Annotated in this window: 16 protein-coding genes; 7 read left to right on the top strand and 9 right to left on the bottom strand. The window is 54.9% G+C overall.

Features of this window, described 5'->3' with window-relative positions:
* Positions 1-75: 75 nt before the first annotated feature.
* From AC27HQ_RS10185 to AC27HQ_RS10160, 6 genes are all read left to right on the top strand, one after another.
* Positions 76-1173, top strand: coding sequence for an ATP-binding protein (locus AC27HQ_RS10185; RefSeq protein WP_487156041.1), 1098 nt, complete (start codon positions 76-78; stop codon positions 1171-1173).
* Between the two features lie 20 nt (positions 1174-1193).
* Positions 1194-1340 (top strand): hypothetical protein, encoded by a 147-nt coding sequence (locus AC27HQ_RS10180; RefSeq protein WP_487156040.1) that lies wholly within the window; start codon positions 1194-1196, stop codon positions 1338-1340.
* Positions 1333-2169, top strand: a complete 837-nt coding sequence (locus AC27HQ_RS10175) for a DUF4435 domain-containing protein (RefSeq protein ID WP_487156039.1) — start codon at positions 1333-1335, stop codon at positions 2167-2169. The genes AC27HQ_RS10180 and AC27HQ_RS10175 overlap by 8 nt, the downstream gene beginning before the upstream one ends.
* Positions 2170-2400: 231 nt before the next feature.
* Positions 2401-2859 (top strand): GNAT family N-acetyltransferase, encoded by a 459-nt coding sequence (locus tag AC27HQ_RS10170; RefSeq protein ID WP_487156038.1) that lies wholly within the window; start codon positions 2401-2403, stop codon positions 2857-2859.
* A gap of 475 nt (positions 2860-3334) precedes the next feature.
* Positions 3335-4168, top strand: a complete 834-nt coding sequence (locus tag AC27HQ_RS10165) for a 5-bromo-4-chloroindolyl phosphate hydrolysis family protein (RefSeq protein WP_487156037.1) — start codon at positions 3335-3337, stop codon at positions 4166-4168.
* Positions 4169-4180: 12 nt separating this feature from the next.
* Positions 4181-5362 carry a toxic anion resistance protein gene (locus AC27HQ_RS10160; protein ID WP_487156036.1) on the top strand — a complete coding sequence of 394 codons (1182 nt, stop codon included), beginning with the start codon at positions 4181-4183 and terminating at the stop codon, positions 5360-5362.
* 144 nt (positions 5363-5506) lie between these two features.
* Here the strand turns inward: AC27HQ_RS10160 and AC27HQ_RS10155 are convergent, their stop codons facing one another.
* The 6 genes from AC27HQ_RS10155 to phnC form a co-directional block, all read right to left on the bottom strand.
* Entirely contained in the window at positions 5507-7486 is a 1980-nt protein-coding gene (locus AC27HQ_RS10155; protein ID WP_487156035.1) for a DUF7844 domain-containing protein, read from the bottom strand.
* Positions 7487-7528: 42 nt separating this feature from the next.
* A complete protein-coding gene (locus tag AC27HQ_RS10150; RefSeq protein WP_487156034.1) occupies positions 7529-7849 on the bottom strand; it encodes a DUF2388 domain-containing protein in 321 nt (106 codons plus the stop codon).
* 442 nt (positions 7850-8291) lie between these two features.
* On the bottom strand, positions 8292-9284 hold the full coding sequence (locus AC27HQ_RS10145; protein WP_487156033.1) for an NAD(P)-dependent oxidoreductase: 993 nt from the start codon (positions 9282-9284) through the stop codon (positions 8292-8294).
* Positions 9285-9287: 3 nt separating this feature from the next.
* The gene (phnE, locus tag AC27HQ_RS10140) at positions 9288-10097 is read right to left on the bottom strand and encodes a phosphonate ABC transporter, permease protein PhnE (protein WP_487156032.1); all 810 of its coding nucleotides are present in this window, start codon (positions 10095-10097) and stop codon (positions 9288-9290) included.
* The gene (gene phnD, locus AC27HQ_RS10135; RefSeq protein WP_487156031.1) at positions 10097-10963 is read right to left on the bottom strand and encodes a phosphate/phosphite/phosphonate ABC transporter substrate-binding protein; all 867 of its coding nucleotides are present in this window, start codon (positions 10961-10963) and stop codon (positions 10097-10099) included. The genes phnE and phnD overlap by 1 nt, the downstream gene beginning before the upstream one ends.
* Positions 10964-10984: 21 nt before the next feature.
* Positions 10985-11875, bottom strand: coding sequence for a phosphonate ABC transporter ATP-binding protein (gene phnC / locus AC27HQ_RS10130; protein WP_487156030.1), 891 nt, complete (start codon positions 11873-11875; stop codon positions 10985-10987).
* Between the two features lie 124 nt (positions 11876-11999).
* On the opposite strand from phnC, the gene AC27HQ_RS10125 reads away from it, so the two are divergent.
* Positions 12000-12887: a LysR substrate-binding domain-containing protein gene (locus AC27HQ_RS10125; RefSeq protein ID WP_487156029.1), complete on the top strand. Its 888-nt coding sequence runs from the start codon at positions 12000-12002 to the stop codon at positions 12885-12887.
* Positions 12888-12940: 53 nt separating this feature from the next.
* Here the strand turns inward: AC27HQ_RS10125 and AC27HQ_RS10120 are convergent, their stop codons facing one another.
* From AC27HQ_RS10120 to putP, 3 genes are all read right to left on the bottom strand, one after another.
* Positions 12941-13570 (bottom strand): glutathione S-transferase family protein, encoded by a 630-nt coding sequence (locus tag AC27HQ_RS10120; RefSeq protein WP_487156028.1) that lies wholly within the window; start codon positions 13568-13570, stop codon positions 12941-12943.
* A gap of 53 nt (positions 13571-13623) precedes the next feature.
* Positions 13624-14910 carry an NADH:flavin oxidoreductase/NADH oxidase family protein gene (locus tag AC27HQ_RS10115; protein WP_487156027.1) on the bottom strand — a complete coding sequence of 429 codons (1287 nt, stop codon included), beginning with the start codon at positions 14908-14910 and terminating at the stop codon, positions 13624-13626.
* A 204-nt stretch (positions 14911-15114) separates the two neighbouring features.
* On the bottom strand, positions 15115-16584 hold the full coding sequence (gene putP / locus AC27HQ_RS10110) for a sodium/proline symporter PutP (protein ID WP_487156026.1): 1470 nt from the start codon (positions 16582-16584) through the stop codon (positions 15115-15117).
* Positions 16585-16622: the final 38 nt, after the last annotated feature.

Raw genomic sequence — 16622 nt, 5'->3', positions numbered from 1 at the left:
TAGGCTTTTTGAAAAACATCAAAAGCTGATAAGCGTCGAACAGCTAAGATTAATATATTCAACGAGGTATTAAAATTGTATAAGATAGAGAAAGTTGAAATAGAAAAATTTTGGCACCGTTTTGATGCGAAATGCGAATTTAATGAAGATGTAAATATCATTATTGGAAAAAACGGTACTGGTAAGACCACTTTCATGAATATTCTGCATTCAATATTGAAGGTTGATCTAGCAGGTCTGTCGGAGAACGACTTTGAGTCTGCTAAAATTGTTTTGATAAATGGTAGTAAACGTAAAACTATCAAGGTTAAGAAGATTGAGCATGAAAGCTATCCACTTCCATTTGTGGAGTACCAGATTTCGCGCAAGAAAAAAATATTAAGACTTTTAGGTCAAGAAGATCGACGCACTTCACCGCTACTGAAACGCAGGTTGCTTGAGGAATCTGTTGAAATAAGACAAGAGTTGGATAGCTTGGTTGCCGTATCTTCACTTTCAGTTTATAGATTGAGGAGCGAGGACGAGTACGAAGTAAGGGACAGACATGGTTCTAGAATCGTTTCTCCAGTTGACTATAGATTGAGTCAGGCCCTAGCTGGATTAACTGAGTTTCAGCTTGAATTGGCTGAGAGAGCGCAGTTAGTTTCAAAGTCACTTCAGAAGGATGTTTTGGCCTCTATACTTTACGGAGAAGAGGACGCGAATGAGGAGGGCTGGCAACTGGATTTTGATAAAGATGATGAACAGTCGCGTTTAGTTTCTGCATATACACAGCTTAACGCAGTAGACGCGGATATCCGAAAGAAAATACGTTTCCATGTGTCTTCAATCAGTTCCTCTATTAATGAAATAATTAGTAGGAATGAATCGCATGAAGATAATCGGTCTATAGATATAAAGCCACTAGAGGCCATGAGAAAAACACGAAGAATCATAGATTTATCATTGGAGGCTAAAGAAAAAAATCAAGAAATTTACTTTCAAATGAATATCTTTCTGAGAATTGTTAAGGAGTTTATTGGTGATAAAGAATTTTCATTTTCTTCCGGCCGATTAATCATTGAGAATGATTTTGGTATTATTGAGCATATTAAGTTATCTTCTGGGGAAAAGCAGTTGATAATATTACTAATAGAAGCGCTGCTTCAAAAAATAGCAGGCATGTTTTTTTAGCTGACGAACCTGAGCTTTCATTGCATATTGCTTGGCAGCGTAAGATTATTCCAGCAATTAAAGAAATAAATCCGAATGCGCAAGTTATTGTGGCTACTCATTCACCAGAAGTTGCCTCTAAATATAAAAGCTCAATATTTGATATGGAGAGTCTTGTCCATGGGTGAGCTTAGTTACTCGATAGAGGCTAGGAACGTATTAAACTGTTTTCACGGTGTGGACAAAATTGTTTACGTTGAGGGTGACGATGATATCCCGTTTTGGGAAATAGTTTTTGAAAAGATAGCTGACTTTAAGGTTGAGGTAGAGGCTGTAGGAGGGAAGCCTGAGTTATTAAAGTATGCCGAGCCTATTGTTGCTAATCAGGCGGACTATTTAGTGGCAATGGACTCGGATTATGATTCTTTCATAGGCTCAGAGGAGCATCCTTATATAATTAAAACTTTTGGGTATTCAATTGAGAATACTTTAATGGTGCCAGATGCCTTAAGTCGTATTATAAAGAATCTAGCTAGACTGCCAAGTAGAGAGGCTCCTAAAGAAGACTGCCAGAAGTGGTTCGATAGGGTAGGTGCTAAATCTAAGATGCTCGTTGTTCACGATTTAATTAATGAACTTGATTGTTTTGGATTTAAGGTTATTCCGCAAAATGCAGATAGATTTATGTTGTCAACAGCATCTTGTGAACTTTGCGAGGATAAGATAGGTCGTTATTTGTCTGATATTTTTCCTTATACTGATGATGCTAGAGCTTGTGAGATTGATCGTTTGTTCGAAGAAAGTGGATATCTTTACACTGATATTTTGAGAGGGCACTTTCTTTTTTCAATGGTATTGAGGTTTATAAAGGTTAAAGTTAAGCTTTTGAATAGGAGTGTTTCTATATCTTCTGATATGCTTTATTCTAATTTTATTGAGGCATTTTCCGTAACTTTTAAAGATACGCATCCACACTACGTTTTTTATTCTGGAAAAATTTCTGCGGTAAAATTTTAGCAAACAAATAAAGAAGTGTGAGATAAAACCAAGGTCAGATGAATTTATCTATCTGGTTCAGGGCAGTACAAGAAGCCGCAAGAAGCCGAGGGTCAGGTCTTGCCTTTAGCCTTAGCCGTATTCGTGAGCTCCTCAATATTCGGCATCGTACCGGCTCACCCGCCAAAGCCCGGCGGGCAATTCTGTTATTTGCTACGATTCGTCCCCCAATAATGCTATACGGCGATACGCATGCTCCAGTTAGTTTTATTACGCGATCATCTGGATTTCAGCGATACCTTTGCGCTGTGGGTTCATCAGCAGTTTGCGTACGAATACAGTGAGCAACCATTGGTTGATTGGCAAAGAGAATTCAGCGAGGGCCAAAGCAATGGGGAGTGGCAGAGCCTTATTACATTGGAAAACGGCGAGCTTCTGGCCGGGGCATCCCTCGCCAAAAACGATTTGCCTGAGCGACCGGACCTTGGGCCTTGGCTTGCCTGCGTTTTTGTTGCACCTCAGGCACGGGAGCGCGGCCTGGCTGAGCAACTGATTGAAGGGGTGTACTCCCTAGCCAGAGCCGAGGGCCATGAGCGTCTGTACTTGCATACCTATGATCGGGGGGACTATTACGCTAAGCGCGGATGGGACTATATGGAGCCTTTCCAAGCCTGGGGCAAAGAGCACTGGTTGATGCAACGAAAGTTGTAGTCCTGGTTCTCAAAACCAGAGGAACAATCGGGGTCAAATGAGGATCATTTTAGGACCCTTTCATTGAAACTGGGATATTTCCATCTGCCCCGATTTCTTCTCGTTGGAGATCGCACCAGATCCTGATTATGCACAGGCCGTGCGGGCAGGGGCGGTGAAAAATCTGGACATAAATTAACAGGCTGTCGGGTCTTTTCGGCATGGTTGAATACGCGGGTTGAATGGGCGGCGGGCCTGTTACGCAACTGGACAATGCCCTGGTTTGACGATACCGTCTGAAGCCAATGTAGACCCTCTCATTCACCTTCCTTTACTCAGCATTAGAGGCACTCATGGCCCGACTCCCGCTCCGCGTCCTTGGACTGCTTTTGCTGACGGCAACCATTACCGTGTCGAGCTGCCAGGCGGTGTTTCATGGGGCCGAGCTGCCGTCGCTACCGACGGTTCTGGAATTGACGGACGACTGAACCAAGCCATGAAAGAATTGATACGCCAAAGCCGGGCCTGGGTGCCGGTGTTGAAATCGGCGGCTCTGTTCCTGCTGCCGTTTCCACTGTTGATCGCTTTCTTTGTGGCGCTCATCGGCGGCGATGTCGGTCGGCTCGCCGCCATCAGCGGCGCCATCTTTGCATTCTTCGCCGCCGGGGTGCTCACTTGGCGTGGTCTGGTTGCTCAGGCGCGCTTCTTTCTAGGACAACAGCTCGATCCACCGGCAGTGCCGCTGAAGACTGTGAGCGCGCTCCTCACGGCCCTCGGCACCGGTCTCGCGGCTACCGCCGGAGGTCATGGTCTGACCGGCATCGGCGCTTTCGCTGCGCTGGCGGCGGTGGGCTACTTCTGTTTCTATGGCCGCGACCCCAAGCGCAAGCGCATCGAGCTGCCGGAGGTGGCCGGGGTAGACCGCGCTGCCGTCATCGTACAGCTCAAGCAGGCCTATGGGCGGCTGCAGGGCATCGAGGCTGCCGCCAGGTCGATTGCCGTGCCGGAGTTCGTCGAGCGCTTGAAACGGATCATCGGTATCGGCAAGCAAATCCTCGCGGAGATCGAGCGGGATCCGCGCGATGCCGCCCGGGCGCGGCGGTTTCTGCACCTGTACCTCGACAGCGCTGAGAAGGTGACGGTGGAGTATGCGCGCACTCATCGCCAGATCCGCAGTCGCCCGCTTGAGAACAACTTCCGGCAACTGCTGGTCGACATGGAACAGACTTTCGAGGCGCAGCACCAGAAGCTGCTGGAAAACGACGTGCTTACACTGGATGTCGAGATCGAGGTTTTAAACGCGCGGCTCAAGCGCGAAGGCATAAACTGAGGAGGTCATGACATGAACGAACCTTTGTCCAGTATAAGTGGGTCCAGTACAAGTGGGTCCAGCGCAAGCGGCTCCGGTGTAAGCGTAGAGCTGCCGCTGCCCGATAACGAGGTCACGGGCTACCAGGCAGCCACGGGTACCGAGCTTGCCAAGATTGAGCGTGCACTGGCCGAGATCGACCTCAACGACAGCAACTCCATCCTGTTCTTCGGCACGGCCGCCCAGGGCGAAGTGACCACAGTGGCCGATGAGATGCTGGAGGGCGTGCGCAACAAGGACACCGGGCCGGCCGGTCAGGCGCTGAGCGAGATGGTGACGACCTTGCGCGGCTTTCCTTTGGAGGAGCTCGATCCGAACCGCAAGCGCGGCTTGCTGGCGCGCCTGCTTGGTCGGGCCCGACCCATCGCCCGTATCCTGCAGCAGTACGAAGAGGTGCGCGGCCACATCGACGTCATCAGCAATCGCCTCGACGACCACACCAGCGCGCTGATGAAGGACATCGGCATGCTCGATCGTTTGTATGACAAAACACTGGCGTATTTCCAGACGCTGGCGGTGTATATCGCCGCGGGCGAGGAAGCGTTGCGCCGCCTTGACCAAGAGACCCTGCCGGCCCTGGCCCGCGACGCCGAGAGCAGCGGCGATATGCTGCAGGCTCAGTCGCTGCGTGATATGCGCGCCAAGCGCGACGATCTGGAACGCCGCGTCCACGACCTGAAACTCACCCGCCAGGTGACCATGCAGAGCCTGCCGTCCATCCGCCTGGTGCAGGAGAACGACAAGGCCCTGGTGAGCAAGATCGGCTCGACCATGGCCAACACCATTCCGCTGTGGCGCCAGCAGTTGGCTATGGCCGTGACTATCGCGCGCTCGATGGAAGCCGGTACCAGCCTGAAGCAGGCCACCGACTTGACCAACGAGCTGTTGACCTCGAATGCCGACGCGCTGCGAACCTCCAGTGAAGTCATTCGCACCCAGGTCGAGCGTGGCGTGGTCGATATCGCGTCGGTAAAGCAGGCCAACGACGCACTCATTGCCACCATCGACGACGCGCTGCGCATCGCCAACGAGGGCCGACGTCAGCGCGGCGAGGCGGAGAAGCAACTGATCAACTGCGAGACCGAGTTGAAGCAGGCACTGCGGGCGGCCCAAGAACGCAGTACGGAGCCACGCAGCACGCAGCAGCCGGGCTAAGCCTTGTTTGTTTTGTCGGAGGGAGAAGATTCGAATCTCCGAGCTCCACGAGGGGCGTCAGGTTTTGCCATTGCCCGCTTCGTCGCAGGCAATGGCAAAACCTGCCCCAGCTCCGCTGTTTTTAGAAAAGGCCTGAGCCTCGCCTCAAGGCAGCACCAGCCCCCCAGACTCCCGATGCAACTGCCGCAGCCGCACGCCCAGTGCGGTGATATTCTGCTGACTCGTTTCCACCGCCCGGCGATGCTCAGCGCTGATCATCTCCAGCGCACGCTCATCCACCAGCACTGCCAATCCATGCAGCCCCTGCTGACGTTCATCAGTCAGTTGCTTGAGCTGTTGTCTTTCCTCGCTCTGCGGCAGGCCGTAGCCGGTCTGCAAGAGTTCTGCGGGACGACTGAGGAAGCCGCTTTCGCGCAGTAGCTGGCGCATCAGTTCGCCGGTTTCGTTAAGGGCTGCATCGTCCATACGCCGCCCGGATACATAGCGGTCCTTGAGTTCATGCTGAATCAAGACAACCTGGCGCCGTAAGGCTGCCTGCTCAAGCAGTAATAGGGCCGCTGTAACGCGATAGTCGGCTTGCTCGAACCAGTCACTTCGTTCTTGCGGCGGCAGTGTCAGCCACGCTTCAACGTTCTGCTGTGGCAAGTTCAAACGGGCGCGCGCGACGTTGAACATCAACTGATAGCGCTCACGGTAGGAGTCGAAATAGTAGCCCTGACGCAGGGCGTCGTTTTGGTCCTGCAAGACCGACTCGTCAATCAGGTTGGCGTGCTTGAGCAGTGCTCTCAGTCCGGTTGGTGTGACCGTTTCCATGCGGCGAATAGCGGGGTGCTCGGTACCGCTGCGCAGCAGCTTCAGGGTTTCAACCGCACAGTTGTTGCTGACGAAGTAGTAGGTGCCGTCGTAGTTCCAATGCAGTTCGGCGGCGCGCCGCACCAGACTGATCTGTTCTTCAGTGCTGAGGTTCAGTGGCACGGATTGCAGCGATCTGAACTCGACCTTGGTGTATTCATCGACCACCTGACTCAGCGGCAGCATGAACAAGCGCGACGGGTAGACGCCGGTCAGCCCATCCCAGCTGGAGATCTGCAGATCATCAACGAAGGCGCGGAACGACAACACCAGATGATGTTCCAGGTCCATCAGACAATCGGGGCCTACGGGTCTGCCGGGTGCACAGACGACAACCCGCAGCATGCTGTGACCCCAGCGGCTGACCAGTGCGCCTTCCGGCTCGGCCAGCAGGTAGTGCACCTGATAGATGCGATCCTCGTCCAGCTGGCCTAACACCTGTCGATCGAGATCCAGCCCGCCATTGACATAAGACAGGCCCGGCGCACAGTCTGCCGCCGCGCTGGGTGCCCAGCCAAAGTGCTCGGAAAAATAGGCCTGTAAGCCCGGCCGGCGGCAGCGGTATTCGGGGTCGAGCAGGAAGTACTCAAGATTGACGGCAACAAACTCGCGCGGGTTGCTCAATTCATAGGCATCCGGCGTGCGCAGGGTTTGATTATTCTGCTGTTCTACCTCGCCACGGCCACCCAGTCGTTGGGGCCAACCGGCAAGCTCAAGCAATCGGGGGTCGTCGCTCAGGGTAAAGCGTCGCTGCGACTGGCCAAGGCATTCCACTGGCAGGCCAACCGGGCCAAGGCTGCTATGTTGGCGCATACAGGTGTTTATCAACCCGCGCTCGTCAGCAGACCAGAACCGGCCTTGGTCATAAAAATGCGCCAGCTCGTGTATCAGTGTGGCTTGCAGTTCACGTTGCAGCGTCGCGTGCTGCCGTCCAGCGGGCAGGGTTTGATCCTCCCCCTGTACCAGGGCATCGAGCCAACGCTGATTCAAGCGTATTTGACTGTTAAAGCTGGCTCGGCCCATGACACTGTCCGGCAGTCTTGGAGACCAACGAACAACAACCTCACGGTCCAGGTGCTGGGACAGCCGGGGAGGCAAGGCAGCGAGCGCGGCATCCAGCAGCTGCTGACTGGCCTGGTGCTGCTCAGTACTCAAGCCGGTCTGATTCAGCTTTACGGTCAAGGCTGACTGAGCAACAGGCATCCAAAGCGACAAGACCAGCGCCAGGGCCGCCGCCAGAACGGCAACGCCCCGCTCAAGAGCGGGGCGCATGTTAAGGCGCAACCTGATAAGTCAGGGTGTTCGGGACCGCAATCACAGGGCCAGAATTGCCTCAGCCAGTTGCATGTCAGTGGCTTGCAGGTCGGGCATCTCTTGACGAATAACGCCCAGTGCGGCTTCCAGGTTAACGCCACGTACCTGACCGTCACTGCCGACGAAGCTGGCGGCATCATCCCGGGCATCCAGCACGACCTTGTTCGAACCAAAGGTGGCGGCGGTGCTGTCACCCAGGGCTTCAGCCATATTCACCAGAATGTTGCCCACGGCATTGGTAGTACCGATAAAGCTGGAGGCGGACGCCATCGCAGAAAAACCCATCAAACCAGCGGCAAGGATTACAGAGCGAATCTTCATGACAACTCCTAGAAAGAGATCAGGTCTGAAGGACCTGGCGTTCTGAGCCATTGCAGTCCCACTTTGATTGATTCTAGCCTTTATCTGCCCAGTGTCACTCAGTTGTTGCAGCCTGAGTGAAGATGTTTGTTACAGCCGGGCAGGTCAACTTATGGCTTATTGAGGAAAGACTCCAAAAAAACAGGGCAGTTCAGTTAAAACGGTTTTGGTTTCCTGGATGCGTGTTATTGCTAACCATTATCCAACCAAGCGGAATATGGTGCGCTTACTGCGTCCTAATCCGCTGTCTGGATGTCTGAGAATGCGGATAGAAGGTTAGCCTGCGGGGGATGATGACGGTTAAAAGCACAAAAGAGATGAACACATGGGGCGCGAATGACGCGTGAAAGCAGAGGTAACAATCGAGACAAGCCAATGACGACCTGCCTCGAAGCCTTGACCATCACCCCACTGAGTCCAAACGCACAGTCTGGGTAATGGCGTCCAGTGGTGCCCGGCCTTCCAGCACCGCAATAATATTGTCTGCGGCACGGTGTTCTATGGCTCGGCGAACTGAGTTCACTGCCGAGCCCAGGTGCGGTGTAAGCAAGGTATTGCTCGCTTTGAGTAGTGCTTCCGGAATCTGGGTCAGCCGTTCCTGGTAGGCCCAGTCTTCGCAACTGTACACATCGGCAGCATAACCACCCAGTTTGCCTGCTGTCAGGGCATCGGCAATGGCCAGCTCATCCACGACCGATCCGCGTCCGACATTGATTATCAATTGGCCCGGTTTGCACTGCTGCAATTGGTCGGCGCCCAACAAGTGCCAGCTATCGCGTGTTAGCGGCAGTGCGAGAAATATAAAATCCGCATGCTGCAACGCACTGCTGAGATCGCAAACGTCAACACCGGGCAACTGTCGGGTACTATCGACCCCCATGATCTGTGCGCATTCAAAGCCTTGTAGGCGCGCGACTATGGCGCTGCCCACATGCCCCAAACCCAGCACCGCTACCCTTGAACCTTTGAGGCCGGTGCCATAGAAGTGGGGGCGCCAGCCGCGGTAGTCACCCTGGCGGACATAACTGTCACCGGCGCGCACATGGCGGCCCAACCCAAGGGCCAAGGCGATGGCCAGCTCTGCTGTGGGTTCGGTTAACAGATCGGGCACAATGCTGAGCCACACGCCCGCCTTGTCACAGGCCTCAACGTCGTAGCTGTCGTAACCTTTTAGCGCGCAAGCGATGATTTTCAAGTCAGGCGCGCTTTGCAGCAAACCTGCATCAACCGTGTCGGTCATAAAGCCCATCATGGCTGTGGCGCCCGCTGCACGATGACATACTTCGTTATAGGACCAAGGCTCGGCGCTGGTATTCATATCTATGTCGGCGAAGGCCGCCAAACGTTGGTACACATCGTCGTGTACCGGATTGGTAATTAAAATCTTGGGTAACATGGTTTACCTTAATTTTTTCCGAAGTTTCGCGCCGATGCCGTCAACCACAATCACGCAGGCCAAGATGGCCAGTAATATGGCGGATACTTCGTCGTAGTTGATCATGCGTAACGCGGCCATCAATTCAAAACCGATGCCGCCCGCACCCACTATGCCGAGTACGGCGGAAGCGCGGAAATGGTATTCCCAGCGGTAAATCGTGATGTCAGCCATCTGCGGTAAGACCTGGGGCATTACCGCGTGGGTAATTATCTGCAGCCTACCAGCTCCTGCGGCACTGGCTGCTTCCATGGGCTTAGGGTCCACATGCTCTATGGCCTCTGCATAAAATTTGCCTACCATGCCGACCGAATGCAGCGCCAAGGCAAGCACACCCGGCAGAGCTCCAAAGCCCACAGCCGCGACAAATAAAATACCCAGAATAATCTCGGGCACTGAGCGCAGAGCGGCCAGCAGCGTGCGCGTGATGTGATACACAACGGAGTTGGGCGTGGTATTGGCTGCGGCTAACAGCGCAAGCGGAATGGAAAACATAACCGCGAGCACAGTGCCGGCAATCGACATGGCCAACGTATCCAACAATGGTCGCATCCAGCGCTGCCAGCGCGAAAAGTCTGGTGGCACCATCTCTGAAGCCAGCTGCGCGATAGCGGGACCACCTTCTATGAAGCGCTTGAGGTCAAAGAATCCGGTAATGGCCAGGGCTGCAATACACACGATGATCACAACGCCCAGCAAGCGGCCCTGACGGCCCGCATTCTTGCGGGCCTCGGCTAGAATCTGGTGATAGCTTGAATCAACAGGAAGGGTCATTACATTTCCCCAAGATCCATGTTCAGTACGCGTGCGGTATCGCGCAGAATGTCATAGGCACTGTCATCCGAAGCGGCAAAACCTTCAACGCGAAAGCTCTGCAGCACCTCTGTGTCAGTCATATTCAAAAAGGCGTCGCGGATACTCTGTTTCAGCGCAGGGTCCAGGTCGCCTTGCATCACGATCGGGTAATTGGGAATGGCCGGGGTCAGTTCCAGCTCTACGACCTTGTTGGCGTCAATGGTGCCGCGCTCAAGCAACACATCGTAGATTGGTTTGGACAAGGCACCAGCCGGTACCTGTCCGGCTTGCACGGCGCGGGCGACAGCATCGTGTGTGCCCAAATGCACAGGACGATAATCTGTCTCACCATCAAGGCCTGTGGATTCAAGGATGTGAGCACGTGGGGCCAAATGACTTGAAGTAGACGCTTGGTCGCCAAAACCGAAAGCGGTTCCGCGAATATCAGCAAGGGTTTTTACCGGGCTATCCACGCCAGCAATAATCACCGAGTGATAGGTGGGCGAGCCATTCTCAACACCTACCGCAAATGCCTCAATGCCCGGAGCACGGGATTTGGCCAGTACATATGAGAAGGGGCCAAAATAGGCGATCTCAATCCGGCCAAAGCGCATCGCTTCAATCATTGACGAGTAATCGGTCGTTACGATCAGCTCAATGCGCTTGTTGAGTGTTTTTTCCAGATACTCTTTCAGGGGCTGAGCATTCTGAATCAGGGTTGATGCGTTTTCATCCGGTAGCAGGGCCACGCGAAGAGTATCGGGATTGTTAGCCTCTGCCATCGCGGTGCCTGTCACTAGCGTAAACAATGACGTCAACAAGATCATTAGAATGGTGCGTTTCATAAGCAAATCTCCAGTGCGCAATTAAGAAGGGATAGAGGAAAGCGACACCCGGGAAACTCCGGCTGAAGCGTCAGGTACAGCAAAAGAATCAAGTGCTTCTTGAGGGCTGGATTTTTGGTACAGCCCCTTGGCGACATCGTCAGTTAAATCTGAAGGCAAGCCATCGAACACCACCGAGCCAGCACGCAAACCAACAATGCGATCAGCAAAATGACGCGCAAAGTCGACCTGGTGAAGGCTGACGATGGCGGTTAAACCATCTGATTTGCAGATTGAGTGAATCAGGGTCAGCAGTTGCTCGGCCGTTGCCGGGTCAAGGCTGGCCACCGGTTCATCTGCCAACAAAATATCGGGTTGTTGAATGAGCGCCCTCGCGACGCCCACGCGTTGTTGCTGTCCGCCGGAGAGCTGGTCGGCGCGCTGTAGGGCGTGGTCAAGCAGCCCCACGCGTTCAAGGGCGGCCAATGCCATATGCTTTTCTGCTGTTGACCAGGGCAGGAGCGTGCGCCAGCAACTGTGATAGCCAATGCGTCCCAGCAACACATTGTTGAGGACTGAGAGTCGACCGATCAGGTGATGCTGCTGAAAGATCATGCCGGTTTGGCGACGATGGTCTCGCAGGTTGGTCGTTTTACCTATATCGCCATTGGTCGTTGAGATCACCGATCCCTCAGTGGGCTTGACCAGACCGTTCAGGCTGCGCAAGAGGGTAGACTTACCCGCACCCGATGCGCCGAGTAACACGACAAATTCGCCTTGGTAAAAATTCAATGAATTTGGCATCAGCGCTTTATGGCCATTGCCATAGGTAACGCTGGCCTGTTGCGTTTTGAGTTGAATCTGTCTGGCGTTTTTCGTGCTCGCCTCGTCGGTCTGTTGCGCGCGGCTGATTGCTTGCATTGCCTGTTGCATGACCTGGCCTCCTTTAAACATGTGGAGCCAGCTTAGCGAGCACAAGTGACGGGGTTATTAATCAAACCGACATAAAACCCGCCTACGATATAGGCTCAACCTATGGATTAAAGGCTGCTGTGTTATGTCGAGTTCATCCAGTGCTGAGTTGAGAGCCTTTGAAGCCACGGCCAGAAGTGGCAGCATTTCTGCTGCAGCTCGCCTTTTAGGGGTGCGCCAGCCCACGGTTTCTGCGCACTTGAATCATCTGGAAGCGCGCTATGGGGTAGAGCTTTTTCATCGCAGCAGGCGAGGGGTGGAGTTAACGGAGTTTGGCAAGCTGCTGCACGAAACGACCAGCAGGCTCTACAGCACCGAGCAGCAAGCCATGTTTTTACTGGCCAGCGCGCGCTGTCATTATCAGGGTCATCTCAAGATTGGGGCGGTTGGCCCTTACAATGTGCTGCCGATCATTAATCTGTTCCGCACGCGCTACTCCCAGATACGGGTATCAGTGAGCATTGGCGATTCGAAAGTCATTACCGAGCGAATATTGGAACAAGAAGACGATGTCGGTGTGGTATTGCATACCGTCGATAATGAAAAGGTTTTTTGCTTGCCCCTCAGGCGCCAGCGACTGATCGTCTTTGCAGGGACCAATCACCCGCTTGCACGTAAGCAGACTATCGATCTTCAAGACCTACAGGGGCAGGAGTTTGTTCTGCGCGAGGAGGGCTCCCGCACTCGCACCGTGTTTGAGTCCGGGCTGTCTGCGGCTGGTATTTCCGTACGTACTTCGGTAGAGATGGGTAGTCGCGAAGCAGTTCGCGAGGCAGTTGCCCAAGGTCTGGGGTTGGGGGTCGTGGCGCAAACGGCCTTTACACCCGACAAACGCCTGGTTGCGCTATCGGTTATGGGGCTGGATTTGCATACCCATCCCCATGTTATTTGCCTCAAAGAACGGGCTGAGGCGGCACTGATCAGCCGCTTTGTGATGATTGCACAGGAACTCAAGAGCTCGCCCAGGCGGTAAAGCTCTTGGTTACGCGCCTGGTTCCCGGCGTTTTGCGCTGTCCTTTGCCCAGCTCAATTTTTCTCCTGATCATGCTCCCGCTCTAGCGCCTCGGCTTTCTGAGCAGCTGGTCTTGCCAGAATCCGCTGCATATAGGCCGCAAGATGCGGGTACTCACTCAGTCCACGGGTCTCGCCGATCTTCTCGAAGACAAAGGCATTGAGCACATCGGCACCGGTAAACTGATCACCCATCAGATAGGTCTTGTCGGCCAGTTCATTGTTCGCGAGGGTCAGTACATCGTTCATCTGTTCGCGGGCAAAACCGCCGAGAAAGCATTTCTGGCTGTTGTCTGCACTCAACAGATACAGGGCGATCAGCGGGAAGGCGGCGGTGCCTTCAGCAAAATGCAGCCATTGCACATAGCGTGCGTGCGCGGGTGTGTGTGCTGGCGGTGCGAAGGTTTCGGCGCCGTAGCGGCTGACCAGATAGTCGATGATGGCACCGGACTCGCAGATCACCAGGCCGTCATCCTCAATCACCGGTGATCGCCCCAGCGGGTTGATGGCCTTGAGTGCGGCGGGCGCACGGCGCGTGACGGGGTCACGCTGGTAGGTGACCAACTGATACTCGACGCCGAGCTCCTCCAGCATCCAGATGATGCGCTTGGAGCGGGACTGGTTCAGGTGGTGTAACGTGATCATGAATAAGATTTCCTTTGATGACTGAGGGTGTTTGGCCGGGGGAGGCCTGCCGATCAACGCCGGGCTTTGACCAATACCCGTTGCAAGGCCATGGTCTCTTTGGTGGCTTGAAAGACCGTCAGTGCCGGATCGGCTTTGCCGTGGCGTCCAATATGATCGATTTGCGCGTAGTACCAGTACTGCACGGCAAAGGTGGCCATGGCTTTCAGGGTATTGATCTTGCTCAGGAAGCTCAACCAGCTGGGAAACAGCGCCAGTTGGTTTTCATAGCGGGGCAGTTCATCGAGGCCGGCCAGCAATTGGGTCGGTGCGTCGGTCATGACGCACATGGGCCGGCCCAGGCCGATCAGGTCGGCGCCGCCACTGTCCAGCGCCTGTTGCATTACGACTTTCTGGCGGAAGCCGCCGGTGACCATCAGCGGAACCTTGACCCGTTCACGCATGGCCAGGGCAAAGTCGACAAAATAGGCTTCGCGCTGTTGGGTTGATGCGGCCACGTGCTGGGGCTCTTCCGCTTCAACGCCGCTGACGCCCAAGAGTTTGGGTTGCTCGTAGGTGCCGCCGGATATTTCGATCAGATCGACGCCAGCCTGTTCCAGCCAGCTCACTACCTGCAGGCTGTCTTCAAAGGCGAAGCCGCCTTTCTGAAAATCGGCGCTGTTGAGCTTGACCGCCACCGGGAAGCCGGCACCCACCGCTGTGCGCACGGCAGCCACGGTGTCCATCAGCAGGCGTGCACGATTCTCCAGTGCCCCACCGTATTCATCATTGCGCTGGTTGCTGCGCGGGCTGAGAAACTGTGACAGCAGGTAGCCGTGCGCGGCGTGGATCTGTACCCCGGTAAAACCGGCAGCCTTGACCGCGGCGGCGCATTGCGCAAAGCGCCGGACAATCTCGCTGATTTCATCTGTCTGCAGTGCCACCGGCTGCCCGAACTGACCGCCCGGTACGCCCAGTTTGACCGCCGAGGGGGCCTTGGGATGGGGATTGATCATCTTCATGGTTTGCCGCCCGGCGTGGCTGATCTGTGCCCAGAACTGGTTGCCATTGCGCGTGGCCGCCTGTGCCCAGCGGCTCAGGGCGGCGTGCATGGCGGCGTCGGGTTCACGGTCGATAATCACGTTACCTGGGCGTTCCAGGTGATCGCGGTCGATCTGGATGTTGCCCGAGAGCAGCAGCCCGGCACCGCCATCGCTCCACAGTCCATACAGGCGTTCCAGCTCGGCGGTGGGGACGCCGTCGGCGGTCGCCAGACCTTCAGTCATGGCCGCCTTGGCAAAGCGATTGGGGATCTGTACACCGCAGGGCAGGGTAAGACTGTCAGCGAGGGTCGGGCTCATGGTGTGCTCTTTTTGTTATTGCAGGGGTGCTGGCAGTGTAAGCGGTTTTTTTGCTGGTGGGCGATTGTGCGCAGAAAACGCCGATAAATCGGTCAGGTGAGAGTGCTGGATCAGGACTAACAGGTGCTGTAGAAGGCATCCCGAATGACAGGTACAGAAGACAATGCCGCAACAACGTGTTGCGGCATTGTCTTCAGGGCTTGCTCAGAAGCGATTCGCGACCTCATCAAAGGTGTCCTGCACCGCTTTTTCCGGCTCAGGGGTGAGCAGGGAAACCACAATGATGGCAATGGTAGCGAAGATAAAACCGGGGATGATTTCATACAGCCCCAGCAGACCAAGTCGCTCCCAGATCACGATAGTGACCCCGCCGACGATGATGCCAGCCAGTGCACCCTGACGGTTCATCCGCTTCCAGAACAGTGAGAGGATAATGGCCGGACCAAAGGCGGCACCAAAGCCTGCCCAGGCATAGGAAACCAGGCCCAGCACGGTGCTTTCTTTATCCAGTGCAAACAGCAGGGCCAGCAAGGCGATGCCGACGACCGCAAAACGCCCTACCCAAACCAGCTGGGATTGTGTGGCATCCTTGCGGAACAGGGCCTTGTAGAAGTCTTCAGCCAAGGCGGACGAGGAAACCAGCAGCTGAGAATCTGCCGTGGACATGATCGCCGCCAACACGGCGGCCAACAGAATGCCGGCTACCAGAGGGTGCATCAGCGCCTGCACCAGGGCCAGGAATACCGTTTCTGCGTCACCCAGGCCGGCTTCACCAAAGTAACCGATACCCACCCAGCCGGTCATCAAGGCGGCAAACAGGCAGATGGCACTCCAGATGACGGCAATGCGACGTGCAGTCGGAATCGCTGAATCATGCTCGATGGCCTTGAACCGGGCAAGGATATGCGGCTGGCCGAAGTAACCCAGGCCCCAGCCCAGCAAGGAGATAATGGCGACAAAGCCCAGCGCTTCGCCGTCCGTATTGGTGAAAAAAGTGAGCAGATTGGGATTGCTGGCAGCCATGGCGGCCTGTGCCTCATCCCAGCCGCCCATGCTGTTGAGCGCGGTGATCGGAATGATCACCAAGGCGACCGCCATCAGCAGGCCTTGAATTACATCGGTCCAGGATACAGCCAGGAAACCACCAAAGAAGGTATAAGAAATGATCGCAAAGGTACCAACGACCACGGCAAGGGTGTAATTGATGCCAAAGGTCGATTCGAACAGCTTGCCCGCCGCAACCAGGCCGGAACTGGTGTAGAAAAGGAAGAACAGCAGGATGAAGACCGCCGAAATCACCCGCAGCAGGCGCGTCCTGTCAGCAAAGCGAAACTCGAAATAGGCAGGCAAGGTCAGCGAGTCGTTGACCGCGTGGGAGTACACCCGCAAGCGTCGCGAGACGATCAGCCAGTTCAGCCAGGTACCCAACAACAGGCCAATGGCGATCCAGCTGGCTTCGAAGCCGGCGGCCATGGCATAGCCAGGCAAGCCAAGCAGGAGCCAGCCGCTCATATCGGAGGCGCCGGCCGACAAGGCCGCCGTCCCCGGACCGAGCGAGCGTCCGCCGAGAATGTAATCTGACAGGTTGGTGGTGCGTTTGTAGGCGACATACCCCAGGGCCAGCATGACCCCGAGGTAGACCAGGAAAGTGATACTCACAATGCCGGTATTCATTGTTGTTCTCGCTTTTCAGTGGACCGTCCCTGTCCGTT

Source organism: Halopseudomonas sp. 4NH20-0008 (genome assembly GCF_057548395.1).
This window is presented reverse-complemented; position numbering and strand designations above follow the sequence as displayed.